Origin of the sequence: Streptomyces lushanensis, from assembly GCF_001700515.1 — a bacterium.
Lineage (GTDB): Bacteria > Actinomycetota > Actinomycetes > Streptomycetales > Streptomycetaceae > Streptomyces > Streptomyces lushanensis.
The window spans coordinates 14,565-38,867 of the sequence record NZ_MAUD01000081.1 but is presented as its reverse complement, the minus strand read 5'-3'; the positions used below and the strand labels follow the sequence as shown (position 1 = coordinate 38,867).

The following is a 24,303-nucleotide window of genomic DNA, read 5'->3' as shown; positions in this document are numbered from 1 at the left end:
GCGGTTCGCAGACCAGAGGACGACGATTGACCGTCACCGTGCCAGGCCCCGCATCCGGCCTCGGCCTCTACTACCCGTACTTCCACGTCCGCGACGAGCGATGGCTGAAGATGTCCGCGCTGTACTGGCCGGCCATCGTGCGCATCGTCCCGGAGGACTACGCGGTCCGTGACTCGCGGACCGTGCGCGTCCTGGCCGACCAGGCCGGCTTCATCGAGAACGTCGACCCCGCGGTCGCGGTGGACGCCATCGCGCCGCGCTTCCTCGAACTGCTCACGGGTCACGAGGATGCCCTGCGGTCCGGGCTGCGCGTACAGCAGCGCGACATGGCCGCCTTCGACCACTCCGCGTCGGGCACCTCGGCCGCGGCGCCCCACCGTCCTCGCCTGGCCGCGCTCCACGAGAGCCAGGTGCGTCCCGACCTGACGCGGGCCCTGGTGGAGGCGGGATTGGCGGTCCGGGGGCGGCTGACGCTGTCCCAGGAGGTGGACGCGCGCTGGCTGGTCCTGCGCGAGCGCTTCGTGTCCCTGTACATGAGCTGCCTCGCGGAGGAGTTCGGCTCGGCGAACCACCTGGAGCTGACCACCGACCAGCCACACGCGTTCGCCCTCGCCAACGGCTGGTCGGCCGATCTGCTGGCCGGGTATCTGCTGCGGACGCCCGCGCATGCGGCTACGAAGGCGGCGGCTGCGCAGGCCGGGCCGTCGTTGGCCGAGCGCATCGGCATTCTCGCCCTGGGGCTGGTGGTGCCCGCGGACATCGACCGGGTGTCCGCCGAGCAGATCGTACGGCTGCGCCGGCGCCACGGCCGGGAATTCCTCGCCTTCCGTCAGGCGGTGGGCCAGGCCGCCGCCGAGCTGGCGTCCCTGGCGGACATCCCGGACGGCCGCACCCTGGACGCCTACCTGCGGAACGAGGTCAACGACCGTTTTGCCATACCCCTGGACGAGTTACGCCAGTGCCTGGCCGGGATGAATCTCGGCGCCGCGACGGCCGCCGTCAACGTCAAGACGCAGCTCCCCTCCAGTGTGACGCTGGCGGGCGGCGCCTGGCTCGCCGGCCAGCCGCTCGTGGCCGGCGCCGTCGCCGCCGGGTTCGGGCTGCTCGCCATCGGCCACACCTCCCGCCAGGCGCGCGGTACGGCCCTTGCCGCCGCGGGCCCGGCAGCGTATCTGCTGCACACCGGAAACGCCCTCAGCCAGCGCCGCCTGCTGTCCCGCACCCTGGACCGGATGACCGGTATCGCGGGCCCGGCGGCGCGTGGCTGACGCCCGGTGCTCGCGAGCGGGGCCGCGTGGCAGCCGCCGGGCCGGGTGTACCGCCAGAAGGGGTGGCCCGCGCCTTCGGTGGTGGGCAGGCGCCGGGGGCGGGCGCGCAAGCGGTGACAGGTCTTGCTCAGGCGGTGCGCGCGCCGGTCGGGAAAGGACACCGGCGGGGGAGCGCGGCGGACAGGTCGGCCGGCTTGCCGCCGGGGGCTTTCGTCGTGGTCCGGCGATGTCGCCATGGTCTCTGTGCGGGGGGAGCGGTATCCGGCGTGTTTCAGGTGCCCTTGCGAAGGGTGCGGGTGATCTCCAGGCCGTTCTCCCGGGTCAGGCGGTCTTCGCAGGAGATGCCGAGGGCGGTGGCCAGATCGCGGCCGTGGATGTCGACGGTGGCCTCGACGAGTTCGGCGAAGTACCCGACAGCGAGGCGGCCTTTGCGCCAGGCGCCGGCGCAGATGAGGGGAGCGATCAGGGCGGCCGGCCACCACCACAGGGCGGGGACCGTGTAGAGCACTCCCCACGCGGCCTGGCGGGCTGCGGAGGTGAGGGCGGTACGGGCTGCCTGTACATCGTTGCGAGGGGTGTCGGGAAGGAGCAGCCACAGGCGTGGCCAGGCCGAGCCGAGGTCGAGGTCGTACGCCTCGTGGACCCGGGTGTCGACCGCGACGAGCCGGTCGCCCATCCAGGTGGGGCGGCGCGGGCGGGCCGGGGAGATGCGGTTGCGGGCCTCGTTGAGGGCGGTGGTGTCGGGTGGGGCGGCGCCGGTTCCGCCGGACACGGCGTGGCGTGCCCTTGCCGTCAGGGCCGTGCGGTAGCGCTCCTGTGCCGTGGTCCAGCGATGTCCGCGCCGGCGGGTCAGGGCTCGGGCGGTGCCGGCCAGGGGACTTGGCCAGTCGCCGAGCCAGAGGCGTTCGACCGTACCGGCCAGGGAGGCGGCGAGGAGGCTGATGCCCGCTGACGCGGTCAGTGCCAGGACTGTTGCCAGGGCCACTGTGCCCGGGGCGCTCAGAGCGGGATCGCCGGCGAGATCGTTGATCCGGTGGAGCAGCCGGTGGAGGTCGAAGGGGTGGCTGTGGCCCAGCAGCCGCCCGGCGGTGGCCACCGAGGTGAAGAGCAGGCCGGGGAGGAGGAGCAGGGAGACCCAGGTGTCGGGGATCTTGCCGCCGAGGGTGGTGAGAAGGGCGGTCACCGGGTCAGAGCCTTACCAGACGCATCGGCCGGGCGAAGATCTCGCAGGTTCCGCCGGGGTCGAGCACCACCCGGTCGCAGCCTCCGGTCGGGCAGACGCGGGCCTCCTCCACGGGATGGCCGGCGCCCAGACGGGGAAGGGCGCCCGGGCGGCCGTCGCGATGATCTCCGAGGCCGCGGGCGATCCCGCAGCGGCGCAGCAGCTCATCGGCCTCCGCGGTCAGTTGCGCCACGTCACCGCCGTCGCGCAGTGCGTTGAGCACCTGCTCCAGCGCCGGGAGCTCTTCTCGTCGGTCCGCGATCGTACGTATGGCGGTGAGTTGCTCGCACAGCCGTGCAAGTGCCGCCGTGCCGGCCCCCGTCACGTATTCCCCCACGTGCCCGATACCGATAAGTACGATAATGAGTATGGCAGGTCCGGGGCGTGACGATCTGGTGCGAGCGATTCAGGCACGGGTGCGGCTGTTCCGGGTGCGACCGGAGCGTGATGCCGTGCTGGCCCCCGAGGCGGTTCGACAGGCGCAGGAACTGATGCGGCGGGTGCCCGACCCGGCTCGTGATCCGGAGGCGGTGCGGGCCGTCGCGGACCTGTATCTCTGCCGAGCGCTGGTCCTCGGCGAGGACGGCCGGCAGGACCGGGCCATCGCCGAGGCGCTGGACCGGTTTGCCGGGCCCGAGGAACCGCGGGACGGCGATGGCGGGTCTGACGGGGTCCTGGGCGGGCTGCTCAAGCGGGCCCTCACCCAGCTCAAGGCCGCCGAGCGCAGCCGTGGCCCGGTGCTGCTGGAGCAGGCGTTGCAGGCGAACCGTGCGGCACTGGATGCCGTACCGACGCACGCTCATTTGCTGCGGGCTCCGCTGCTGTCCAATCTGGGTCTCGTCCTGCGGATGCGTCATGAGCGGACCGGCAGCCTCCGGGACCTGAACGACGCCGTCGCGGCACTGCGCCGGGCCGAGTCGGAGGGCGGACGCGGGCACCCGGACCGGCCGGGTATCGTCTCCGCGCTCGGGGTGGCACTGCGTGAGCGCTACGAGCGCACCGGTGCCCTGGACGATGTGGCGGAAGCGGTACGGCTGGGCCGTGTCGCGGCGGCTGCGACCCCGGCAGGGGCCCACGACCACGGCGGGCGACTGCACAACCTCGGTCTGGCACTGCGCCACATGTCCGAACGTACCGGTTCCCTCCAGGATCTGGCCGACGCGGTCCAGGCGCACCGCGAGGCCGTGATGGTCACTCCGTCCGGCCACCCGGGCTGTGCGATGTTCCTTCAGGGGCTGGGCAATACGCTGCACACGCGCTTCGGCCGGACCGGCGCGGCGGCCGACCTCGACGCGTCGCTGGAGGCGCACGAGCGGGCCGTGGTGGCTGCTCTGCCGGGTGACCCGTCGCGGCCGACGGTGCTTCTGAGTCTGGCCGCCGGGCTGATGGAGCGTCATGAGCGTTCGGGCCACGGGGCGGACGCCGGCCGTGCGGAGGCCCTGCTGCGCGAGGCCGCCGCGGCGCTGCCCGAGGAGCATCCGGTGTACGCGGCGGTCCAGAACCAACTCGGCCATGTGCTTCAGGCCCGCGGCCGGGACGGTGCGCAGGCCTGTCACCGTGCTGCCGCCCTGCATCCGTCGGCTTCTCCCCAGGTCCGGGTACGGGCCTCCTACGCCTGGGGCGTCACGGCGATGGCCGCCGGGGACGCGGCGCAGGCCGCCGACGCCTACGAGCGGCTGGTGGTTCTGCTGCCCCAGCTCGCACCGCGCGGTCTCGGCCCCGGCGACGCCGGGCACGCGCTGGCCGTCGCACCTGGGGTGGCCAGTGATGCGGCGGCCTGCGCGATCGAGGCGGGAAACGCCGAGCGCGCGCCGGCCCTGCTGGAACTGGGCCGGGGGGTGCTGCTCGGCCGGGGGCTGATCCACCAGGGTCAGGTGGCCGAACTGCGCGCCGGCGCACCCGCGCTGGCCGAGCGCTTCGAGGAGCTTCGGGCGGCGCTGGACAGCGGCGACGAGAGCGTGCCCTCCGATGTCCGGCACGCTCTCGCCCAGGAGTGGGACCGGCACCTGGGCCGCATTCGCGCACTGCCGGGGTTCGAGAACTTCCTGCTACCCCCGCCCACGGACCGGCTGTTGCGGCAGGCACGGCTCGGACCGGTCGTCGTGGTCAATGTCAGCCGCTACCGCTGCGATGCCCTGGCGCTGACCCCGCACGGGCTGCGGGTCGTCCCGCTGCCCCGGCTCACCCTGCGCACCGTTCTGGATCGGACGGTCGGATTCCTGACCGCGCTGGAGCGGCTGTCCGATCCCGGTGGCACGGATCTGCTGGCGCGGCCGACGTACGAGGACGAGCTCGACGAGGTCCTGTGCTGGCTGTGGGACACCGTCGCCGCCCCGGTACTCGACGCGCTGGGCATCCCCGCGCCGTCCGTGCCCGATGCGGGCCGGCTGCCACGGCTGTGGTGGGTGCCCACCGGCCCGCTGGCCTTCCTTCCCCTGCACGCCTGCGGACACCATCGGGAGGGGGCGGGGCGCACGGTGCTGGACCGGGTGGTCTCCTCGTACGCACCCACGGTCCGTGCTCTCGCCCACGCCCGCCGGCCCGCTTCCGCGAATCCCGGACGCTTCCTCGTGGTCGCGGTACCGGAGGCGCCGGCGGCCCGGCCGCTTCCCGGCGCCGCGGCCGAGGCGGCGGCGCTCACCCGCATGCTGCCCGGCGCGCGTCTGCTGTACGGGGAACAGGCCGGCCGCGAGGCGGTCGTCACCGCGGTCCGCGACCACAACTGGCTGCACTTCTGCGGCCACGGCGCCACGGAGCCGGCCGTTCCCTCGGGAAGCCGCCTGCTCGTCCACGACCACCTCGACCATCCCCTCACCGTCGCCGGGATCTCCCGCCTCGGCCTGCGCGACGCCGAACTGGCGTATCTGTCCGCCTGCACCACCGCCCGCACCGGGCTGACGCTGGCCGATGAGGCGGTCCATCTGGTGAGCGCGCTCCAACTCGCCGGGTACCGGCATGTGGTGGGGACGCTGTGGGCCATTGACGACACGGTGTCCGTACGGATCGCCGAGCAGGTGTACTCGGAGATGGGAGCGCCCCGCCCGGTGGCCGACCGTGCGGCGTATGCCGTGCACACGGCGGTGCGTGCCGCACGGGACCGCTATCCCGCGACGCCCTCGCTGTGGGCGGCTCATGTCCATGCCGGGCCGTGAACGCCCCCCCCGCACCGCGCGCCGGTGCCCTTCCCCACGGCGGTTTCCGCCGTGACAATGGCAGGGTGGGCGGCGGGGGGATGAATGAGCGGCTGGTGGAAGCGGAAGAAACGGGGCGGTCGACGGTCGGCGGGTGATGCGGGCCGTCTGGACCCTGCCCTGGAGCGGCAGGTCGAGGCGGCGTACCTGCACGGTGCCGCCATTCCCGAGGAAGTGGCGCGGCAGGCTGCCGAAGCCGGCAGTGTGCGGGCCATGGTGGTCCACGGCATCGGACTCGCCAACCGCGAGGCATTGCCGGAGGCCGAGCGCTGGCTCCGGCGAGCACGGGCCGCCGGTGATCCGATGGCCTCGGTGGCCCTGGGCGAGATCCGGATGGACCAGGGTGATCTCGACGGGGCGGAAGGGTACTTCAGGCCGTTGGCGGAGACCGGGAACACCGGTGCCCGCCTGGCTCTCGCCGAGTTGCGGGGCCGCCGTGCGGCCGCGGCCGCCTCCGCGACCGGGTCGGCGCAGGCCCCCGCGGTCTCCGTGACCGGCCGGGCGCAGGACCCTGCCCGGCCCGCCGAGGCCGCGGAACCGGGGCCGGGGACGGCGATCGAGTGGGCGCGGCGGCAGGTTCTGCTCCACCCCGGCGGGCACTCGCATCCCCATGTGCGGTTCGCCATGGCACTGCTGGAGGCGGAGGAGGGCCGCTTCGAGAAGGCGAGGGCCTGGTACGCGGCGGCGGTGAGCTCCGGCGACGCCGACGTACTGTTCTGGATCTCCGGGATGTACGCGGCCGAGCGGGGTCTGCGCGGGGCCGAGGAGCACATCCGCCGGGCGGCCGACGCGGGCCACCCCAAGGCCCAGCACGCCATGGGACATCTGCTCGCCGAGGGCGGGGAGCCGGCTCGGGCGGAGCGCTACTACCGCATGGCGGTCGATTCGGGCCACACCGAGTCGCTGGTCAACCTGGGAGTGCTGCTGCGGCAGCGCGGTGACCTCGACGGCGCGGAGAGGTACTACCGGCAGGCGATCAAGGCCGGGGACACCGGCGCCATGAACAACCTCGGCAATCTGCTGCGCCAGCGAGGCGACGTGGCAGCCGCCGAGCAGTGGTGGCGCCGCGCCGCCGAGGCAGGCAACGGGGACGCCCTCGCCAGCTACGGGGCCCTGCACACCGAACGAGGTGACTGGGAGCGGGCCGAGGAACTGTTCCGCAGGTCGGCGCGGGCGGGAAATACCGTCGGCATGCTCAACCTGGCCGAGACCCTGCTGCGTACCGGCCGCGTCCAGGAGGCCGAGCACTGGTTGCGCGCCGCCGGCGAGACAAAGGTCCCGGAACCCGACATCACATCGGAGGGGCCCGGTCCGCAGGCGGTGGCCGCCTGGCTCAGCGGTCCGGCCGCGGCGGGCGACACCGCCGCCCTGGCCGCCCTGGACCTGCTGGCCGAGGCGGACGACCCGCCTCCGGTGCCGCCCACCGAGGCCGGGCACAGGCTGTACCGGCAGATCGTCGGGCAGCCCGATGACACGGAGCGGGCGCTGCTCGCCACGGCCGACCTCCAGGCTCTCGCCCGGGCCGCCGACCAGGGCGACGGGCCGTGCGCGTACGTCCTTGCCCTCGCGCTCGCCATGCGGGGCCGGCGCCAGGACGCCCTGCGACGGCTGCGCGAGGCCGCCGAGCTGGGTGTCCCGGAGGCCGCCTTCGACCTGGCGGGGTGGCTGCTGGAGGAAGGGAAGGTACCCGACGCGCTTCCCTGGCTGCGCCGAGCCGCCGGGGCGGGGAGTCCCGTCGCCGCGACCGCGGCGGCCCTGGCCCTGATCGACCAGGACCGCCTGCGCGAGGCACGGCCTTTCGTCGCGCAGGCAGCGGCGGCAGGGATCGGCGAACCGGCCGCCGCGTACGGCAGAGCCCTGGGCCGCCGCGGTGAACTCGCCGAGGCCGAGTCCTGGTTCGAGCGGGCAGCGAGGCTCGGCGACGGCGCGGCCGCCAACATGGCCGGCCAACTGCTCGCCGGACGCGGCCGGACCGAGGAGGCGGAACGCTGGTTCAAGGACGCCGCGGAAAGCGGGAATCCCGAGGGGGCCAACAACTACGCACTCCTGCTGCACCGCAGGAACGCCGACATCCGGGAGGTCCGGCGCTGGTTCCAGGCCGCGGCCGACGCCGGGGTCGCCGACGCCGCGGTCAACCTCAAGAAACTCCGCTGAGAGGCCGCGCCGCCGAAGCGGGGTGTTGCCTCGTACGGCGGCAGTTGGCCCTTCGGGAAGCACGAAGCCCCTGTTGTTGCTGGGGGCGGTACGCGAGGGTGCGCTGGATACCGCCAGTGTCGTTACTTGGTGTTTTTGAGGTGTGTGAGGCGAGTGTGACTGCTGCCGCGCAGCATTTGCATGGCCCCGGTGGTGAAGGACGCCCAGGAGATGGCCGGGCTCCCGCCCGGGAGGCGGTTGGGGCGCGGCCTGACCGCGCTCGGGCTCACCGAGGGCGCGGAGGTGTCCGAGCGGCAGAGAGCTGCTGTTCGGACAGTGCCGGCATCCGGACGCCGACTGCATCGAGCGTGGTCTCCTGGACGACGGCACCCGGCCACGGCGCGACTGGCCAGCGTGCTCGGGCAGCCGATCGAGGAGATCGAGGTGCGTAAACAGATCCCGCTGCTCGCCCTCGACTTCACCTTCCGGCCGGCCGCAGGCGTCCCTGATCGTGCTGTGGGCGCTGGGAGATGACCGGACGCGCCGGATCATCGAGCGGGCGCACGAGCGGGCCATCGCCAAGGTGCTGCGCTGGCTGGAGGACGAGGTCACGGAGACCCGGTGGTCCTCCGGTCGCGGCCGCGCGAAGACCTCGGCCGTCGTGGTCGCGGCGTTCCGGCACTTCGACAACAGGGACGGCTTCCCGCTCCTGCATGACCACTGCCTGGTTCTGAACCGCGTGCAGCGCCTGGACGCCGACGGCGAGCCGGTGCGGGGTGCTCTGGACACCTACCGGCTCTACCGGAATGTGGTGGCGGCCGGGACGCTCTATATCCTCGCGATGACGACCGAGGCGTGTGAAGAGCTGGGGCTGGCGACGGTGTCCCGGGAGGTGACACCGGGCCTGCGCCCCGTCATGGAGATCGCGAGTGTCGACTCTGAGCTCATCGACTGGACTTCCATTCGCCGTCGGCGGATCGGGGACGTTCTGGAGGGTCTCACCTACAAGTACGCGGAGAAGCATGGTCGGCTGCCCGGAGAGATTCTGTCAGTCTCGATAGGGCCGTTGGGAGATGGCACAAAGGGAGTCGCTGCTACCAGCGGCTTACCCGGACGGCGAGCCCTGAGGTGGTCGAAGAATGTTTCTCTCCTCAGCCGGTGCTGACGCTCCCCGGAACACTCCAGAGCTTGCTTACAGATGACCGGGACGACGCCGCACATGCCCACAAACTCTGGGACTGCCTACACATCACGAGGACGGGGCATGTGCCCTGGTGATTACGGCGTAATCCCCCGACCGGCTATGGGACTCTGTATCAGCTGGGAAGAGTTCCGGCAGACCGCCGCCGACCGGCGAGTCTCCCTCATGCGGGGCCTTGCCCAGTCCGTCCGACTCTGGCTCGACACCAACCCGGCACCGGACATCGAACGGCCCGCGATTACCCGCCGGGTCATCGTCTGCAACTAGCAAGGCGGAGTCGGTAAGACCGCCATCACGGCCACCGCACGACGCGCACGGGAGCGGCCGCCACTCCCGCCCACTCCACCCGATGCATACACGCAGGGTGACGGCGCACCAGGTGGAGTGCACTTGATGCGTACCCCCTTGACCAGGTGCGCCGCCGGATTCCACTAGCCAGGTTTGATGGTGGCGAGCTGAGCAAGTAGCAGGACTAGCCGGTAGGCGTCGGCAAAGTCGGCCGCGGTGAAGGTGACTGTCCGGCCCCCTTCACCGCGTGAGACCCCTGGCGCGAGTGTCGCCAGGTCGACCATGAACGGCGCGTAAAGGTCGACTTCGACGTCGAGCGGTCCGACAAGGGACAGCGGTGGAACATGAGCGCGCCGGGTAACAGCTTCGGTGGCCGCATGGCGCAGCCGCTCTCGCGCTTCTTCGGGGTGCAGGGAGATGGCAGCACCCTGGCCAAGGGCTTGCTTGACCGCGACGGTGACTGAGGACGGGAGCAGATCCTGTAGTTCGTCGCAGGCGCTGTCGTCGCCACTGAGCAGCACGACCGGTACGTTTAGATGTCCGGCCATGGCGGCGTTGAGGCCGATCTCGCCCATGGAGCGTCCGGCCACGCGCACGTCGAGGATGCCGTCGTTCATGGTGTGTGCCAGCACGGCCGGTCCGTCGCCGGCGCGGGCGTGGTAGCCGACGAGCAGGACCGCGTCGGTCTGTTCGTCGAGTCCGCCGAGCATGCCCAGGGGCCGCGGCTTGCCACGGACCAGGTGCGCCCGCCGGTCGAGTTCCTCGGACAGCAGGTTGCGGAAAGGGCCGTGTGCGTCGGCGACCCGCACTTCGGCCGTGGGTTCGGCGTCCAGGACTCCAGCGATCACGGCGTTCGCCTCAGCAGTCATCAACGCCCGGCCACGTGCGTAGTCGTAGCCATCCGGGTTCGTCTCGGTGGGATGCACGATCCCCGAGATGCCTTCCATGTCAACGGAGATCAATATCTTCATAGCTTTGGGAGCCTACGTGCTCTGTGCACCGGGCCGGCATGAATCCCTGATCTTGTCGGCCAGGCCGTCCCCCACGCGCTGACGCTATTTCTCGGGTTCTGACTCATTTTCCGTGGAGGGCTGACTGAGTGTGATGTCAATGGCTCCCCTGGCCGTGAGCAACGGACAGTCGGAGTCACGTGCCCACGGCCTCGCTGCGACGTCTGATCGCCGTTTTCTTGGTGGCGTCGCGACGGCAGACTATGAAGGTGGACTCCGACCTTTACCCTGATCTGGCTGCTGCAGGCGGCCTGGGCGCAGCGCTGGAACTGCTGGCGGCCGAACTCGGTGCCGATCTCACGGTGGTAGCCGGCGATTGGGGCCCACTCGTTTCGGCGGGCATCGCCTCGTCGGTCCCTGAGCGCAGGCCGCTATCCGTTCACATCGGGGCGGAGAGCCGCTGGTTCGGTGTCTCCGGGTGGAGTCACGGAGTCGAACTCATCACCGGGGCCACGCTCGACCTGGCGGATGTCGTCAGGGCTGGAGCGGCATGGGGGCAGGGCAGGAGCCTGCAGGAGCTGCGGGCGGAGCTGTCGTTTCTGCGCTCCAGCAAGCGCGCCGAAGCTCACGAACGCGGGCCGGCCGCGGTGGTGGAGCTGCAGTGGCGCACAATGCGGGAGCAGGCGGCCAGGGAACCGGATTTCACGGGGTTCGGCGAACTCGTGCAAGCGGCTCATGCAGAACCACGGTTGCGACAGCTCTATGTATTCTCCAGCCACTGGACGCTCGGCTTCAGCTCCTGCACTGGATACCCGTTCCGCGATGAGGTGGCCATCGTCCCGTCACACAGTGACAGCCCTTTCCGCGTGAAGAGGCATCCGCTCTCCGATGATGTTCTCGGCGAGGCCGCCACAGCCGAGGAAGCCGTCGCCCTGGCAGTGCGCCACCTCCCCACCGATCTCGGTCCGGCCGTCGCGGGAACCCGCGGAACATGATGGATGACGAGCGCGAACCAAGTCGTTGACCGTCACCGGTCCCGTGGCCAGTTGGTTCCTCATCAGACGGCCGGGGAGGGGGAAATCCAACTGGCTGCCCACAACGGTCTGACCTGCGGTTCACGAGTAGAGCAGGACGCGCTTGCGGAGGAGGCGAAAGCCGGCGCGGCCGAACATCTGGCGTGTGAGCATCTTGATCCGGTTGACGTGGCCTTCGACGACGCCTGAGCTCCAGGGCAGGGTGAGGCCGGCGATGCTGCATCACGGTCACGGTCGATGCCTGCGGCGTGTGACGACGCGGCACAGTTGGCAAATGGAGGTGCCGGACTTCCTGGTCAGAAGGTTGTGACGCTTCGTAGTTGGCAAAAGTAACGCAGGTTGGTTGGCAAGCCGGACCACCATCGTGGCCGCTCGCCACAGTTGGAGCATTCCGCCGACTCGAGCGCGCAGAGTTCAGCTTGGAGGTGTTGAGGGCACCGCCTCGCAACGCATGGGAACGGCTGCGTGACCGATCGGAGCCCGGGCAACAACGAGCGCGAGGCCTGACGCCGGCCACACGGTGCACGGACGCTTTCCGAGTCCGGGCGACACTGGTTGCGTGATTACGAACGCGCGTATGCCCATTTCTCCTCGTACGACGAGGAAACCTGGCCTTGGTCGGTGCCCTGCGTCCGACAGCTGCTCAACGAAGGGCTGCGGTTCACCGCACCGGTGACTTTTCTGGTCGGTGAGAACGGCTCGGGGAAGTCGACCTTGGTCGAGGCGCTGGCGGAGGGGTTCGGCCTGGACTCCTACGGCGGCTCCCACGACTGGCGCTATGCTTCCCCGCGCGGCAAGTCGACCCTCGGCGAGCGTATGAAGTTCGATGCCGCCTCGGGGCGCGGGCGCCGTATGGTCACCAGCTGGTCAGCGCGCAAGGGCTTCTTCCTGCGTGCCGAGACCGCGCTGGACGCCCTGGGCAGGGAGGGGTTCTCGCCGGACTGTGTCAGCCATGGTGAGGGCTTTCTCGCGGCGTTCCGCGGGAAGTTCCTTCACGCCGGGCTCTATGTTCTCGACGAGCCGGAGGCAGCGCTCTCCTTCTCTTCGTGCCTCGAGCTGATCGGGCACATCGACCGGTTGGCCAGGGAGGGCGGCCAGGTCATCTGTGCCACGCACTCCCCGTTGCTGACCGCACTGCCGGGCGCGGACATCATCGAGGTCGGTGAGCACGGTATGCGGAGGGTCGCCTGGCGGGAGCTCGGCGTCGTGGATCACTGGCGCCGCTATCTCGCCGACCCGCACACCTATCTGCGGCACATCGTCGAACCGTAGGCGGGTCCCCCTCAGTCTTCGTCATTGTCCCGTCGCATCGGAGCTGTCTTTGGATCTTGGCCTGCGCTGCGGGTTCGCCAAGTGGATCGAGAACACACCTCGCCGGATTCTCAACAGACGTGGCTTCGGCGGAATCCCTGATGACCGTCCGTCGCCCTCGGCTGGGCCGTGCACCATGGTGGGGTGATGAGCACCGAAGCAGAACCGGTCGAACACGATGACCGGTGGATCTTGAATCTCCGAGGGCGGGGCGTTGCTGGGATCACTGTCGACTACCGCCTCACGCCGGCCCTCGACGAAGGTTGGCAAGTCGTACTCGAAGCGCCTGCTCAGCTCTCATCCGGGCCGGCCCACACCAGTCCCGGCGTGCTTCTGGTACCGGAGACCCAGGACGTGGCCGCAGCCCTCCCGATCTTCGGGACGAGGGTCGTCTCTGCGGTCGCCTTCAAGTCCGGCACGCTTCGGATGGTGTTCGAGGATGGCACGCATCTGACGTGTCCAACCGATGCGGCGTTCGAGGCGTGGCAGATCACAGGACCTGGAGGATGGAGGTTCGTGTCCCTGCCGGGAGGCGACCTCGGCGTCTGGTCCGCCTCTGCGGCGAATGAGAATCCGCAAGGTCGGTCTGCAGAGCATTGAGAATCTGCCAACTGGAGTGGGACGGGACAGTCATATGGGCGATGTAGAAGACCCGGCTCTCGGCGTTCGCCAACAGGCGTGCTGATTTGCCGACTGTGCTGCGTCGTCACACCGACGGGGGAGAGCCGGATCAGCGTACGGCCGCTGGGTCCTGTCCGCAGGCCCGCCGCCCTACCGTCGCCTCCGCTCCCCGGCGTGAGGCGTGGGGACGTGCAGCGGAAGGGGCGCGGCCGTGGCGCAGAAGAAGTTCGACCGACAGGTGGAGGAGACCGCTGAGTCGGTGGCGTTCGGGATCGGCAGGTTTCTGGCCGGCCGAACCATGTGACAAATATGCTGTTGATCACTGAGTTGACAGTGTTCTGGCCTGTGAATGTAGTGATCGTTTCGGGATACTGTGCCGCGGCGTGACGTTGCCTTGAACAGGGGATTTATGTCGCAGAGGTGCTAGGGCGATCCGCTGAACTGCGACTGTAGTGATCGTTTGGATTTGTGGTGATTGTTGCAGGATTTGGTTATGCCTGCGCGGTTAGGGTCGTAGGTTTGCCCTGTTCAGGGCTAGTCGGACGCCTTGTTGAGTAGGAAGGTCGACGGACGCGTGCGAGCCCGGATGATGGCATGTCCCGCAGGTCACCATGCAGATTCCTCTTCCTTCTTCTCTACGTGGGTGAGCGAGGCCCGATCCGGTCAGCTATGGCCCGGGCCCACTGCCGGCTCACTCAGCACCTTGACCAGAACGTCATTGGCGACCTGCGCCAGTCGGCCAAGCTGCACCGCCTCGAACTGGAAGTACGGGTTGACCTGGAACGGCCCTGCGTGGCCGTCGTAGCCGAGGACCTGCTCCGATCCGAACAGCGTCCCTCGGTGCCCCGTATGCGAGCGCTGGTCGTACAGCGGGCCCGCTAGGGCTTGTCTCTTTGAAAGGCTATGGGCGCCATTCCTGGCGGTAGGCGGGGTGTTCCGCGTATGACTGGGCAAGGACTCGAAGCCCGTATGCCAGGCCGGCCGAGCGAGAGTCCGAGGGATCCATGGCCTTGTAGTCGTGCGCCAGTTGCTCGGTCAGGTCGAGCATGGGGAGATGGCTGTCGAGAAGAGCCTCGCCGCCCAGGGTGTCGGCCACGTAGGCATAGGCGTGGTTGTCGTCCATGATGCGTGCGATGAGGAACGTCACAAGATCGTTCATGTGGCCCATCTTCGCGGACAAGGCGCTTCGGCGGTCACGCGGCTGTCCAGATGAGGATGGCGGCGAGGTGGAGTGCGGCCTGGTAGGCGATGGCGAGCTTGTCCGTTCGCATGGCCAGGCCGCGCCACTGCTTGAGTCGGTTGATGCACCGCTCGACGGCGTTGCGCTGCTTGTACGCCTCGGCGTCGAAAGCTGGTGGGCGACCGCCGGCGCGGCCTCGCCGCAAACGGTGGCCGACCTGGTCGGACGGCTGAGGTATGACAGCGCGGATCCCGCGTCGGCGGAGGTGATTCCGGATCGCGCGGGATGAATACGCGCGGTCGGCCAGGACGGCCTCCGGCCGAGTCCTCGGTCTTCCGGGTCCGTTTCGCGGAACCCGAATGCTTGCCATGACGGTCTCGAAGGCCGGGGCGTCGCCCGCCTGGCCTGCGGTGACCAGAAGGGCCAGGGGCCGTGCACGGCTGTCGCCGGCAAGGTGGACTTTCGTGCTCAGGCCACCTCGGGAGCGTCCGAGGGCGTGGTCGTCAGGTTCGGCCCGGCCTGGCGCCCCTTTTTCCTGGCTCCGGCGGCGTGCTGGTGGGCTCGGCAGACGGTGGAGTCCACCGAGACGGTCCAGCCGATGTCGGCATCAGCGTCGGCCTCTGCCAGAACTGCGGCAAGGATGCGTTCCCAGGTGCCGTCCACGGCCCACCTGATCAGGCGTTTGCGAGCGGTCTGGAACGAGCCGAGCTCGTCCGGCAGGTCCCGCCAGGGCGAGCAGGTGCGGTACTTCCACGCGATGGCCTCCAAGGTTCGGCGGTGATCCGCCCATCGCCGACCGCGGACCGGATCGGTCGGCATCAGCGGCTCGATCCGGTCCCACATCGCATCAGTGATCACTAATCGGACGGACACACCCGATCAACTGACCAACCGATCAAAGAGACACGCCCTAGTCCGCGATGAGGGGCTGAAGGGGCTGGTATCAGGGGAAGGGCCCGCGGTATTGGAGCGGCGTCTCCTGGATGGTCTTGTGGGCCGCCGCCACCGAGTAGCAGGGGCTTTGTCCGCGTCGGCCGGCTGCGGGCTCGCACGGTCACGGCATGGTGAAGAAGATCTTGAGGGCCTTTACGTGTGTTTCGCCGTCCAGGCCGGCCAGCAGTCGCAGAACGATGGGACCAACCTGTTCGGCGGGGGTGATGTGTCGGACCGTCGTCACCAGACGCTGCACGATCTCCTGGAGCAGGTCCGCCTCCGGAGCGACGAGCCGGACGGTGTGCTCTGCTTCTTCGAGGAGCAGGGGGAGAGCTGATCCATCGGCCAGTTCGAACAGGGTCCAGGCCACGAGCGTGCCGGCGACGGCGGGTACGGCCGGTGCAGTGGCGACCATGCACACGCCTCGGAGCGCGGTGAGGCACCAGCCTGCGGCTCTTTGAGGATTGTTGTCGGGCAGTGCTCTGATCAAAGAAGTGTAGGTGCGCCATCCGTCTGCCAGGGGCTGCCATGTCGAGGGGCGGGTGAAGAGGAAGGCCGCGTAGCCGTTGGGGTTCCACTGCTCGCTGCGGGCGATCGTGATCAGTTGGTCGCGCACCGGTAGTTCCGCCACGGGCATTGCCATGAGTCGGCGGTGGGACTGTTCGAGGGCGTCGGCGGGAAGCGCATCGTCCTGGACGAGTGCTTCCAGCAGGTGGAGACTGCCGAACGCGGACACTCCCTGGCTTCGGGCGAAGGCACGCAACGCGGCGTCGTCGGCGAGCAGGCTGACCCCGAGTTCGCGCGCGAGACGGATAGGCGCGCTCCACACTCGCAGGTCCTTGTCACCGTCGTCGCCGGGCACGTCGGGCAGAACGTCACACGCGTCGACAGCAGTTGCCAGGGCGTGAGCCTGATCGCTCCAGGACCGGGTGAGCTCCCCGGAGTACTCGGTGAACGTGGGCTGCTCTGTTCGCGGGTCCCACCCGAGCCAGCCGGAGCTTTTCATGCTCAGAGTGGAACGGGCCTGCAGGATGTCGTCGCGTTGCGGTGCGGCGACGAGGAGTTGCTCGAAGTGGGCCGTCAGCTGTGTCGTGGGCTCCAGCGCGATGGGGGAGACGAACAAGGCCGAGGTGTCCACTACCACCGACGTGTTCAGTGCGCGCCGGGCCGCGGCGATCTCCAGGGCGCAGATGTCCTCATTCGGATCGCGGATCACGTAGCAGCCGATGGCGTTGTGGATCAGCATGTCCGCGTGACTGCGGCCGAGCGCCCCGGCGCAGGCGCCGATTGGGATCTGCCCGGCAACGGCCGCTCGCTGCATCTGCTGCAGAGCGTCCGACACCGGTGCCACGCGAGCTCGGAGGAACTCCTGCAGGCTTGTGAGTGCGTCGTCGACCGGAACCTGCTCGATCAGTTTGCTGTGCGGGAAGTGCTCGAAGAACTGCTGGTGCAGTCTGCGGGTCTGGGTCAGCAGGTGGTAGTCGGTGTCCTCCCCGGACGGCATCATGAAGCCGGTCATGACGGCGGTGGCGACCAGTTCCTCGTCGTCCGGGAAGGCCTGCGCCGCTTGGGCGGCCGTGTTCAGGATCTCCGCCTGCGTGATCGGTGGTGCGCCGGCTCTATTCGTCTCCCCTTCCTTGCTCACCGACGGCGAGATCGCGCGCAGTACCGAGGCGATGAGCCGTGCCTGGTTGCGGTCTGCCGCCTCCAGGCGCGGCTCGGCGCGGATGACGTCGTAGGCATCGTGCATCCGGCGAAGCTGATGCAGGGTGAACACCTGGGCCCACCGGTACTTGGTCAGGCTGGCGTCCCGGTTCGGGTCGCCTTCGGCGATCTCTTGGTCCGCGATGAGCCGCTGTGCCTGGTTCAGGACGGCGTTCCAGTCCTCTCGGCGCGACGCTGCCTCGAGGAGGATCTCCCGGGCGGCTCGCCGGCGTGTGGCATCGGTACTGGCGGCGAGGGCGGACGCCAAACGCTCTGCGTCCTCCACGCTTGCGGTGCTGAGGGCCAGGTGCGCCGCTGCGAGCAGGTGGCGTTCGTCGTGACCGTGGCGCACTGCGAAGCGCTCCAGAGCCCTGACCGCGTCCGCGGTCTTGCCCTGGTGCATGAGCGCCTGGACACGGATGTGCAGCGCCGCATCGGAGTCGGGATAACGGCGGGCGAGGATCAGTGCCTGGGTGACGTTGCCGCCCGAGAGGTGCTCCTGGGCGCGGACCATATCGGCGCTCTCCGGATCGAGCGCTTCAAGCTGGGACAGTTCATCTTCGTCCAGGGGTGCGACAAGCGACAGACCGAGCAGAACTCGAAGCTTTTGGTCCGCGCGGCCGCTGGAAGCGATCTCGGTGAGCGCGGCACGGAATTCGGCGGCGGCCTCGGGATGGGTCTCGGGCCGTGTGGTGAGCGCGAGCGCGGTCGCATGCCGTCGGTCGATGGGGTCCTCGAGCTTCGCTGCCAGCTCGAGCGCCACGTCGGTGTCGCCGACGTGCGCGGCCATTTCCGCTGCTGCCTCCACCACGGCAGCGGTCGACGCTTCCGCTGCCTCAGCGGTTCCGGCGGGCGCTGGCAGGAGCATCGCCAGGGCGCCGTGGGGGTCGCCCTTGAGGGCCCGTGCCTGCGCGGCGAGCACCAATGCCTCAACGGCGGGGCCGCCCCAATCCTGCCGCCGGCCGCGCGCGCTGAGCGCGAGATCCTCGGCGCGGGTCAGTGCGGCGTCCCGGCTGAAGCCTGCGATGCGGCTGAGGGGCCCGGCGGCCTTTGCCAGCAGAGTCTTCGCCAGTTCCGTCTCCACAGCGGCGGCTCTCGGCCCGGTCAGTGCCGCAACCGCTGTCCTGTTCGCGGGATGGGGGCGGTAGGGCGGGAAGCCTGCCGCGATGTCCTCCAGCAGGAGGTGAGAGGTATCGATGTGGTCCGGGCTCTCACGAAGGAGCATGGCCGCGGTCAACGTGAGGGTCAGCCGGATGGATTCGAGGAAGACCGGGTGGAGCTCGGCGAACTCCTCGACGAACGCGACGAACGCGTCATCCGGCTGGGCGGGTGCCGACGTGGCACCGAGGCCGGCCAGAACCGGCCTCGGCAGGGGCAGGCTGAGCGTTTGCGTCACTGGCAGCAGGGCCGCAGCGATGGCGGCATTGTCACTGCCGAGGCCGGTGCGGTAGAGCTCCCACAGCGGGCGGCCGACGGGCTCGGCCGTTTCAGAGCGCGCCAGCAGCAGTTGGCTTCGTTCCGTATCGCCGTCCCGCGTGGCTGTGACGGCACCCCTGCACAGCAGATACGCCGCCAGCGGGTCTCCCTGCCAGCGCTGTGCGGCCTGCTCGAAGAACCAGGAGGCAGCCGGATGCTCATGTGCGCAGGCGAACTCGGCCACCAGCACCCACAAGGCACCGCTGCGCTCATCGCGGAAGACCTGAGGCGGCCGGTGCCTGAAGCGGCCGAGCCACGTGGCGGGCTGACTGCCCAGCGCCACCAGGTCCTTGAGGACCGCCGTAGCACGAGCCCCGGCCAGCGGCTCGGCCCACTCGTAGGCGAGTGCCACCAAAGGAGCGACGCGCAGGAGCAACTGGACAGGCGACAGCCCGGTGGACGACGGTGGACTGCCGACAGGAACAGTCGCAACGCCCGGCCTCGGCAGATCCTCCGGCGCAGCCCGGCGCAGCAGGGCAAATGCGAAGGCCGCAGCGTGGTTGGCTGCTCGCGGCTGCCATGCGCGGTCGGCGGCGGGCGTCTTGTTTTCGACGCAGTCGGAGATGCCGCGGACAGCGAGCGCGGGAAGGCTTTCCCTGTGAGCGGTCTCGTACAGCCCGAGCGATTCCATGTCCACGGCCGCCACGTCATCGAATGATGTGCGCACCTTGTCCATCAGTGCCGAGCGGCCGTCGGAATGCAGGACCGAGCCTGCAGCGATCGGTTTGATCTCCACGCAGGGTGTGTCGCCGCGGGCATTGAGGGCCTGGCCGGCGGTCAGTTCGGCCGTCCAGTCGTTGCGCCGCACGTCCATGGCGAGCTGCACGACTCCGTTGGCGGCGGGGTAGGACAGCGGCCGCGTCCGGTGGACCGAGCCCTGTGTATCGTCCCGGACGTCCTTGCCGCTGTGCAGGTCGTAGACCCGGTCGGCGACGACGACGTCACCGAGGACCAGGTCGTCGGGCTTGGCGGAGGCAGCGATCCCCACGAACAGCACCAGGTGGGGGTTCAGGGCCGCGATCACGGTGGCGGATGCGGTGGCCGTGCGGGTATTGCCCACGCCCAACTCCGCTAGGTACACCTTCCAGTCGGCATGATCGCCTGCATAGCTCCCCGCCTCGAAACGGGTCGTGCCCACGCGGTCGGGCTCCCGATCGGGCAGGTGAGAGACTACCGCCTCGTACTCCAGCTGCAGGGCGGTGAAAATCACCACCGTCAGACGGGGGCGCAGCCGATGCTCGTTTTCCTCTTGTGTCGCAGACCCGGCCGGCTCATGCAGCCAGTTGTGCATCATCGGGTTGCTCGTGTCGATCTGCCACAACTGTGAGCGGCCCTGCGTGCTCGACACCACGAAGCCGGCTTTCCGGAACAGCTGGAGGGTGGACGTCGCCGTCGTGGGCGCGACCCGCAGAGCGCGCGCCAGGGCGCGACCGCTCACCGGGGTACTGGAAGCGGCGAGCGACTCCAGAGCAAGGAATGCCGTCTCGCCCAGCAGGACGCGGAGTTGGTCAGCGGTCGACGTCACCCTCCAACGGTAGCAGCATGTCCAGTAATTCTGGACATGCTTGTTACGTGGCCGCGTCGAGCGGAGGCTGACCCCGGCAGGGGCGCTGCGTGAGATCACCTGCACAGGAGACGCGGTGGAGCGCGACGCCGACACCGGAGAGAGGGAGGTGATCTTCTACGGCGCGCTCTCGGCGTACACAACGATCTGTGCGGCAAGGGCCGCAACCGCCGCCAGCTCCACGAGGGACACGGTCACCGGCCAAAATCCGCCAGCGCCGTAGAGCCAGAAGGCGACCAGGGCGGCCAGCGGGACCGCCCCGAAGGGGATCAGATCGACCACGCACTGAATGATCTTGCGTTGTTTGCGGCGGCTGTCGCTGCGGTGTGCCGCCTCCCATCCGAACGGGCTCCCGGGCTCCCCGGCCAAGTCGCCCAGACGGGGCCCGAGATCGGTTCGGACGTAGCGTCCGATCGCGCTGATCTTCTGATCGTTGGCCAGATAAGTCCATCCCAGGACGCACGTGGCGACGGGCAGGGCGAGAAGCAACTCGGTGTGATGAGCCTGAGCCGCACCAAAGAGCACCGTGACCATCGCAGCCAGGGTCACGTAGAGCAGGTTGTCCCGGAAACCTATCCGTGTCTTCTGTTCCTCCTTCACTCTGTCGTACTCGGCCATCAACAACTTGCCGATCGTGATGTCGCTGGACGGTGCCATGCTCTCCCTCGCCGCCGCGTGATGATTGCGACCCATTCTGTACGGGGACACAGAGTACGAGCAGCCGCTCAGCGAGCGCCGTTCAGCTTGAGGCTCACCGCCCGGCTCGCTGATCGCGCGACTGGCACCGACGCTCCTCGCGGCCACAGAGCCGATCAGATGCCCCCGATGACCAACCGATGCCGCAGGCCACCGCATCGTGGCGACCCTGCCACCCTTGCCGGGCAGGCCATACGTGGCGCGTAGGGCCAGGGCGCCGGTCCGTGCGCCGCAAAAGACGAAGCAGGACACGATGAGGGCATGCTTGATCACCATGACCGGCACGGGCTCTTCAGAAGGCAACTGCCCGACCGACCACGGGCGACGCCCGCTGAGCAGCGTGCCCAGGCTGCCCACGTCGCAGCGTTCGGCGAGAGCCGGGGGCCCGGGTGCCCCTGTCCGCCGGCGGTGACCATCTTGAGCCGGACGCGGCGCTCTCGGAACCGGTTCGAGCCTCAGAGGTCTGCTGAGAGCTCGGTCATGGCCGTAATGAACGGCAAGGTCCAAAGGAGTCTGCCCGCCGAGGCCTGGGAGCTGCGGGTCAGCGCCGAAGGTCAGAAGCACCGCGGTGGTATGCACCGTCAGCGGACTGCCACTCTGCACGGCGCCATCGCCTTCTGCGTCGATGGCATGCACAAGGAGCGTTATGGTGTGGCACACCTCATCGGGATCGGCTCTTTCGGCCAGCAACTGAGCCAAAATTGCTGCGTCCTCGTCCTTTACCGCTCAATGTGCCGGCGTACAGGTGTTCTCCACATCGACAGTCAACTCTGTTGCACCAGCCCGACCAAACTCTTTTCCCATCATCTACTCGCCAATTGAGATGACTTGTTATAAGGGACAGCTCTTTGGTGTGCATGCCGACGGAGCGCCGCGCAGGATTCCAGACGAACGCCTGGCCCCGGCTCGCTCGTTGCTTTGATTTCCCGGCCCGGCGCTTTATCTGCCGATTTTCGTGTCGCCTCACCAGCTCGATGTGAGATGATCTTTCGTGAGGAAGTCTGCTGTCTGATGGATTCCAGGACGACAGGTGGGCCCGAAGCGCGGGCTATCTCCGTATGAGGGTCATGACTCGTTGTCCGCGATGTATTGCAGAACAGAAACGTCGCGGATGACGATGTTGCGGTAACGGGTACTGATGATTCCCTGTTCCCTGAGCAGGCGCAGGCCTCGGGTGGCGCTTTCCCGCGAGGCGCCAAGCAGTGAAGCGAGTTCCTGCTGTGACAGGCGTAGGGGAATGGCCACGGATCCGTCCTCTTCTGGTCGGCCGAAGTCGGTGGCCAGGGTGGTCAGCAGACGAGCCAGCCGGTGCAGGAACGATCCGGACGACAGATCCAACCTGCGGCTGTCGGGATCCCTGAGTTTTCCGGTGAGCTCGACCATGAGAGCTCCCGAAGCTTCGGGATAGCGGGTGAGGTAGTCCGTGAAAGCGGGATCGGAAAGAATGAGTGTGGTGCACGGACCGAGCGATGTCACGGTTGCCGACCTGGGGCGATGGTCGAGCGCGCTAGTGGTGCCGAGAGTGTTTCCAGGTCTGGCGAGGCGGAGCAGAACCTCATGGCCGATGGGGGTGGTTGCAGTGACCTTTGCGGCCCCGCTTGTCAGGACGAGGACATGCTCGGATGAGTCCCCCTGGAAAAGAAGCCTCTCGCCGGGCTCGAAGCGACGCTGTATCCCTTGTGCGGTCAGCGCGTGATGGGCGCTCGGCGATAGGCCCCCGAGGAATGTTCCCGGGGGCCAGTCGTCCTGCTGGTGAAGCGAACTCATCTGGGTTATTAGCGCATCGCTTCGACGAGACGCGGAAGCGCGGTCACGAGACCAGCCAGAGCCATGAAGGCGACCGGGACGGCCGTCGGCATCTTGCGGCCCATTTTACGGACGATGTAGGCGCCCAGGACGAAGAGGGTCACTGCGACTAGCGCAGTGCCTCAGATGAACCACTTGTAGTCATCGGGTGATTGCATGCAGGGGTTCCTTTACTTGTTCGCTGATCCCGAAAGCGCATGCACGTATGCGATGTTGATGCCTTGGTAGGAGGCGTCGCCACGTGAGCGCGAAAAAGAGCGTAGCGAGACGATCAAGGAACGTCGAGAGCTTCACCAGAAACGCTTGCACCGAAAATACTTTCACCACAAAGGAGGAAAAATTCGCAAGTGGGATTATCCGGCATTTCAAGCTAATGGAAGAAGAGAGGCAGGGGCTGCCGGCTACCACCCCGGCAGTCCTGCCCCTGCGGCTAACAACGGCTAGCACAATGAGGTGGATCAGTCCTTGATGGCCGTGTCCTGGAGGGGAGTTGAGCGTTCGCTCCGATGTGGGGACGTCACCGTGGGTCGTGTCGGATGAGCTGTGGGACCGCTTGGAGCCGCTGCTTCCGCAGCGCGAGCGGCGGTTCCGGTATCCGGGCCGCAAGCTGTTGCCGGATCGGGAGGTGCTGTGCGGAATCCTGTACGTGTTGCACACCGGCATCCAGTGGGAGTATCTGCCCAAGGAGCTGGGTTTCGGCTCGGGCATGACCTGTTGGCGCCGGCTGCGGGACTGGAACGAAGCCGGGGTGTGGCAGCGGCTCCACGAAGCCCTGCTCGCTGAGCTGAATGCGGCCCTGCGGCTGGACTGGTCCCGCTGTGTGGTCGACTCCTCCCACGTCAGGGCCCTAAAAGGGGGCAGCACACGGGCCCGTCGCCGGTCGACCGGGGCCGGGCCGGCTCCAAGCACCACTTGATCACCGACGGGCACGGCACCCCGCTCGCGGTCCTGCTGACCGGCGGCAACCGCAACGACGTCACCCAGCTGATCCCGCTGCTCGACGCGATCCCGCCCGTTCGCGGCCGGGTGGGTCGTCCGCGCCGCAAACCTGACTCGCTGTTCGCCGACCGCGGCTACGACCACGACATCTACCGCGGCCAGGTCCGCGATCGCGGCATCGTCCCGGCCATTGCCCGCCGTGGCACCCGGCACGGCACTGGGCTGGGTACTTACCGGTGGGTGGTCGAGCGCACCTTCGCCTGGCTGCACGGCTTCCGGCGACTGCGCATCCGCTGGGAACGCAGGGCGGACATCCATGAGGCGTTCCTCAAACTCGCCTGCTGTCTGATCACCCAGCGACAACTCGACTCATTGTGTTAGCCGTTGTAAGTCGGGATCGGCTGAACCCTTACCCAGCCCGTAAAGAGTGCCGGTGTCTCCGTGGCTTGTCTGCGTCAGATGACACAGTCTCTATGCGTAATTCTGTGCTACGCCCAAGGCTTGACCTGAGCGTTGCCCCGTTGCCCCTCGTGTCGAATCGTGCGCTTGTGACGGTGGGGTGGCTTTCCCTCGTCCGCCGGTATCGGCATGTGGCTTCCCTGCACGGCGCAGTCCCAGGGCGATGTCGGTTCCAGCTGATGCTGGCGGAGGATGACCTCGACCGGCATTGCCCGCAACCGCAGCTGCCGAATCGGAGCGCCCAGCAGCAGCGGCCGATGTCAACGAACGAAACGCCGTTCCGAACCGGGACTTGGGGACACCGCCACGGCGGCCAGATCTGAAGGA

19 protein-coding genes and 3 pseudogenes are annotated in these 24,303 nt (G+C 68.7%); 12 read left to right on the top strand and 10 right to left on the bottom strand.

Annotated features, from left to right (window positions below):
• Positions 1 to 38: 38 nt before the first annotated feature.
• On the top strand, positions 39 to 1,268 hold the full coding sequence (locus BFF77_RS07345) for a DUF6236 family protein (protein ID WP_141698382.1): 1,230 nt from the start codon (positions 39 to 41) through the stop codon (positions 1,266 to 1,268).
• A gap of 271 nt (positions 1,269 to 1,539) precedes the next feature.
• Here the strand turns inward: BFF77_RS07345 and BFF77_RS07340 are convergent, their stop codons facing one another.
• Entirely contained in the window at positions 1,540 to 2,451 is a 912-nt protein-coding gene (locus BFF77_RS07340; RefSeq protein WP_066945152.1) for a hypothetical protein, read from the bottom strand.
• A 4-nt stretch (positions 2,452 to 2,455) separates the two neighbouring features.
• Positions 2,456 to 2,815, bottom strand: coding sequence for a hypothetical protein (locus BFF77_RS34275; RefSeq protein ID WP_066945149.1), 360 nt, complete (start codon positions 2,813 to 2,815; stop codon positions 2,456 to 2,458).
• Between the two features lie 43 nt (positions 2,816 to 2,858).
• On the opposite strand from BFF77_RS34275, the gene BFF77_RS07330 reads away from it, so the two are divergent.
• The 4 genes and pseudogenes from BFF77_RS07330 to BFF77_RS36655 all read left to right on the top strand — a co-directional run.
• On the top strand, positions 2,859 to 5,642 hold the full coding sequence (locus tag BFF77_RS07330) for a CHAT domain-containing protein (protein ID WP_066945147.1): 2,784 nt from the start codon (positions 2,859 to 2,861) through the stop codon (positions 5,640 to 5,642).
• 84 nt (positions 5,643 to 5,726) lie between these two features.
• Positions 5,727 to 7,835, top strand: a complete 2,109-nt coding sequence (locus tag BFF77_RS34270) for a tetratricopeptide repeat protein (protein WP_066945145.1) — start codon at positions 5,727 to 5,729, stop codon at positions 7,833 to 7,835.
• A 490-nt stretch (positions 7,836 to 8,325) separates the two neighbouring features.
• The gene (gene mobF / locus BFF77_RS36660) at positions 8,326 to 8,979 is read left to right on the top strand and encodes a MobF family relaxase (protein WP_066945142.1); all 654 of its coding nucleotides are present in this window, start codon (positions 8,326 to 8,328) and stop codon (positions 8,977 to 8,979) included.
• A 156-nt stretch (positions 8,980 to 9,135) separates the two neighbouring features.
• Positions 9,136 to 9,345 (top strand): annotated as a pseudogene (locus tag BFF77_RS36655) (ParA family protein); the annotation flags it as partial.
• Positions 9,346 to 9,446: 101 nt separating this feature from the next.
• Here the strand turns inward: BFF77_RS36655 and BFF77_RS07315 are convergent.
• A complete protein-coding gene (locus BFF77_RS07315; RefSeq protein ID WP_066945139.1) occupies positions 9,447 to 10,274 on the bottom strand; it encodes a M55 family metallopeptidase in 828 nt (275 codons plus the stop codon).
• Between the two features lie 248 nt (positions 10,275 to 10,522).
• Here BFF77_RS07315 and BFF77_RS07310 point away from each other — a divergent pair, with 248 nt between their 5' ends.
• The 5 genes from BFF77_RS07310 (at position 10,523) to BFF77_RS07300 (ending at position 14,101) form a co-directional block, all read left to right on the top strand.
• The gene (locus tag BFF77_RS07310) at positions 10,523 to 11,248 is read left to right on the top strand and encodes a DUF6193 family natural product biosynthesis protein (protein ID WP_141698381.1); all 726 of its coding nucleotides are present in this window, start codon (positions 10,523 to 10,525) and stop codon (positions 11,246 to 11,248) included.
• A 3-nt stretch (positions 11,249 to 11,251) separates the two neighbouring features.
• A complete protein-coding gene (locus BFF77_RS36650; RefSeq protein ID WP_245703300.1) occupies positions 11,252 to 11,476 on the top strand; it encodes a hypothetical protein in 225 nt (74 codons plus the stop codon).
• 366 nt (positions 11,477 to 11,842) lie between these two features.
• A complete protein-coding gene (locus BFF77_RS07305) occupies positions 11,843 to 12,559 on the top strand; it encodes an AAA family ATPase (RefSeq protein ID WP_066945136.1) in 717 nt (238 codons plus the stop codon).
• Between the two features lie 186 nt (positions 12,560 to 12,745).
• Positions 12,746 to 13,198 (top strand): DUF6188 family protein, encoded by a 453-nt coding sequence (locus tag BFF77_RS35095; protein WP_141698380.1) that lies wholly within the window; start codon positions 12,746 to 12,748, stop codon positions 13,196 to 13,198.
• A gap of 690 nt (positions 13,199 to 13,888) precedes the next feature.
• Positions 13,889 to 14,101, top strand: a complete 213-nt coding sequence (locus tag BFF77_RS07300; RefSeq protein WP_066945133.1) for a hypothetical protein — start codon at positions 13,889 to 13,891, stop codon at positions 14,099 to 14,101.
• A gap of 19 nt (positions 14,102 to 14,120) precedes the next feature.
• On the opposite strand, the gene BFF77_RS07295 is transcribed toward BFF77_RS07300, so the two are convergent.
• The 4 genes from BFF77_RS07295 to BFF77_RS37875 form a co-directional block, all read right to left on the bottom strand.
• On the bottom strand, positions 14,121 to 14,378 hold the full coding sequence (locus BFF77_RS07295) for a DUF6221 family protein (RefSeq protein ID WP_141698379.1): 258 nt from the start codon (positions 14,376 to 14,378) through the stop codon (positions 14,121 to 14,123).
• 34 nt (positions 14,379 to 14,412) lie between these two features.
• A protein-coding gene (locus tag BFF77_RS32910; protein WP_425424352.1) for an IS5 family transposase occupies positions 14,413 to 15,242 on the bottom strand; the annotation gives its coding sequence in 2 pieces (ribosomal slippage) (positions 14,413 to 14,930 and positions 14,930 to 15,242; 831 coding nt in all).
• A 211-nt stretch (positions 15,243 to 15,453) separates the two neighbouring features.
• Complete coding sequence (locus BFF77_RS07280; RefSeq protein ID WP_066945120.1) at positions 15,454 to 20,037, bottom strand: 5'-methylthioadenosine/S-adenosylhomocysteine nucleosidase; 4,584 nt, start codon at positions 20,035 to 20,037, stop codon at positions 15,454 to 15,456.
• Between the two features lie 156 nt (positions 20,038 to 20,193).
• On the bottom strand, positions 20,194 to 21,129 hold the full coding sequence (locus tag BFF77_RS37875; RefSeq protein ID WP_342671205.1) for a hypothetical protein: 936 nt from the start codon (positions 21,127 to 21,129) through the stop codon (positions 20,194 to 20,196).
• Positions 21,130 to 21,261: 132 nt separating this feature from the next.
• Between BFF77_RS37875 and BFF77_RS37870 the strand changes: the two genes are divergently transcribed.
• A complete protein-coding gene (locus BFF77_RS37870; protein ID WP_169922623.1) occupies positions 21,262 to 21,594 on the top strand; it encodes a hypothetical protein in 333 nt (110 codons plus the stop codon).
• A gap of 243 nt (positions 21,595 to 21,837) precedes the next feature.
• On the opposite strand, the gene BFF77_RS36640 is transcribed toward BFF77_RS37870, so the two are convergent.
• The 3 genes and pseudogenes from BFF77_RS36640 to BFF77_RS37705 all read right to left on the bottom strand — a co-directional run bounded on the left by BFF77_RS36640 (position 21,838) and on the right by BFF77_RS37705 (position 22,682).
• Positions 21,838 to 22,155 (bottom strand): Crp/Fnr family transcriptional regulator, encoded by a 318-nt coding sequence (locus tag BFF77_RS36640; protein ID WP_245703299.1) that lies wholly within the window; start codon positions 22,153 to 22,155, stop codon positions 21,838 to 21,840.
• Positions 22,156 to 22,191: 36 nt separating this feature from the next.
• Positions 22,192 to 22,539 (bottom strand): annotated as a pseudogene (locus BFF77_RS38095) (Crp/Fnr family transcriptional regulator); the annotation flags it as partial.
• A gap of 8 nt (positions 22,540 to 22,547) precedes the next feature.
• Complete coding sequence (locus tag BFF77_RS37705) at positions 22,548 to 22,682, bottom strand: hypothetical protein (protein ID WP_281196267.1); 135 nt, start codon at positions 22,680 to 22,682, stop codon at positions 22,548 to 22,550.
• Positions 22,683 to 23,086: 404 nt separating this feature from the next.
• On the opposite strand from BFF77_RS37705, the pseudogene BFF77_RS32900 reads away from it, so the two are divergent.
• Positions 23,087 to 23,898: pseudogene (locus tag BFF77_RS32900) on the top strand (IS5 family transposase).
• Positions 23,899 to 24,303: the final 405 nt, after the last annotated feature.

What these genes read in the sequence shown, in the direction of transcription:
- BFF77_RS07330 (WP_066945147.1), top strand. Translation starts at nt 2,859, where the DNA reads ATGGCAGGTCCGGGGCGTGACGATCTGGTGCGAGCGATTCAGGCACGG.
- BFF77_RS34270 (WP_066945145.1), top strand. Translation starts at nt 5,727, where the DNA reads ATGAGCGGCTGGTGGAAGCGGAAGAAACGGGGCGGTCGACGGTCGGCG.
- BFF77_RS07315 (WP_066945139.1), bottom strand. Translation starts at nt 10,274, where the DNA reads ATGAAGATATTGATCTCCGTTGACATGGAAGGCATCTCGGGGATCGTG.
- BFF77_RS36650 (WP_245703300.1), top strand. Translation starts at nt 11,252, where the DNA reads ATGACGAGCGCGAACCAAGTCGTTGACCGTCACCGGTCCCGTGGCCAG.
- BFF77_RS35095 (WP_141698380.1), top strand. Translation starts at nt 12,746, where the DNA reads ATGAGCACCGAAGCAGAACCGGTCGAACACGATGACCGGTGGATCTTG.
- BFF77_RS07300 (WP_066945133.1), top strand. Translation starts at nt 13,889, where the DNA reads ATGGCCCGGGCCCACTGCCGGCTCACTCAGCACCTTGACCAGAACGTC.
- BFF77_RS07295 (WP_141698379.1), bottom strand. Translation starts at nt 14,378, where the DNA reads ATGAACGATCTTGTGACGTTCCTCATCGCACGCATCATGGACGACAAC.
- BFF77_RS37870 (WP_169922623.1), top strand. Translation starts at nt 21,262, where the DNA reads ATGAACGGCAAGGTCCAAAGGAGTCTGCCCGCCGAGGCCTGGGAGCTG.
- BFF77_RS36640 (WP_245703299.1), bottom strand. Translation starts at nt 22,155, where the DNA reads ATGGTCGAGCTCACCGGAAAACTCAGGGATCCCGACAGCCGCAGGTTG.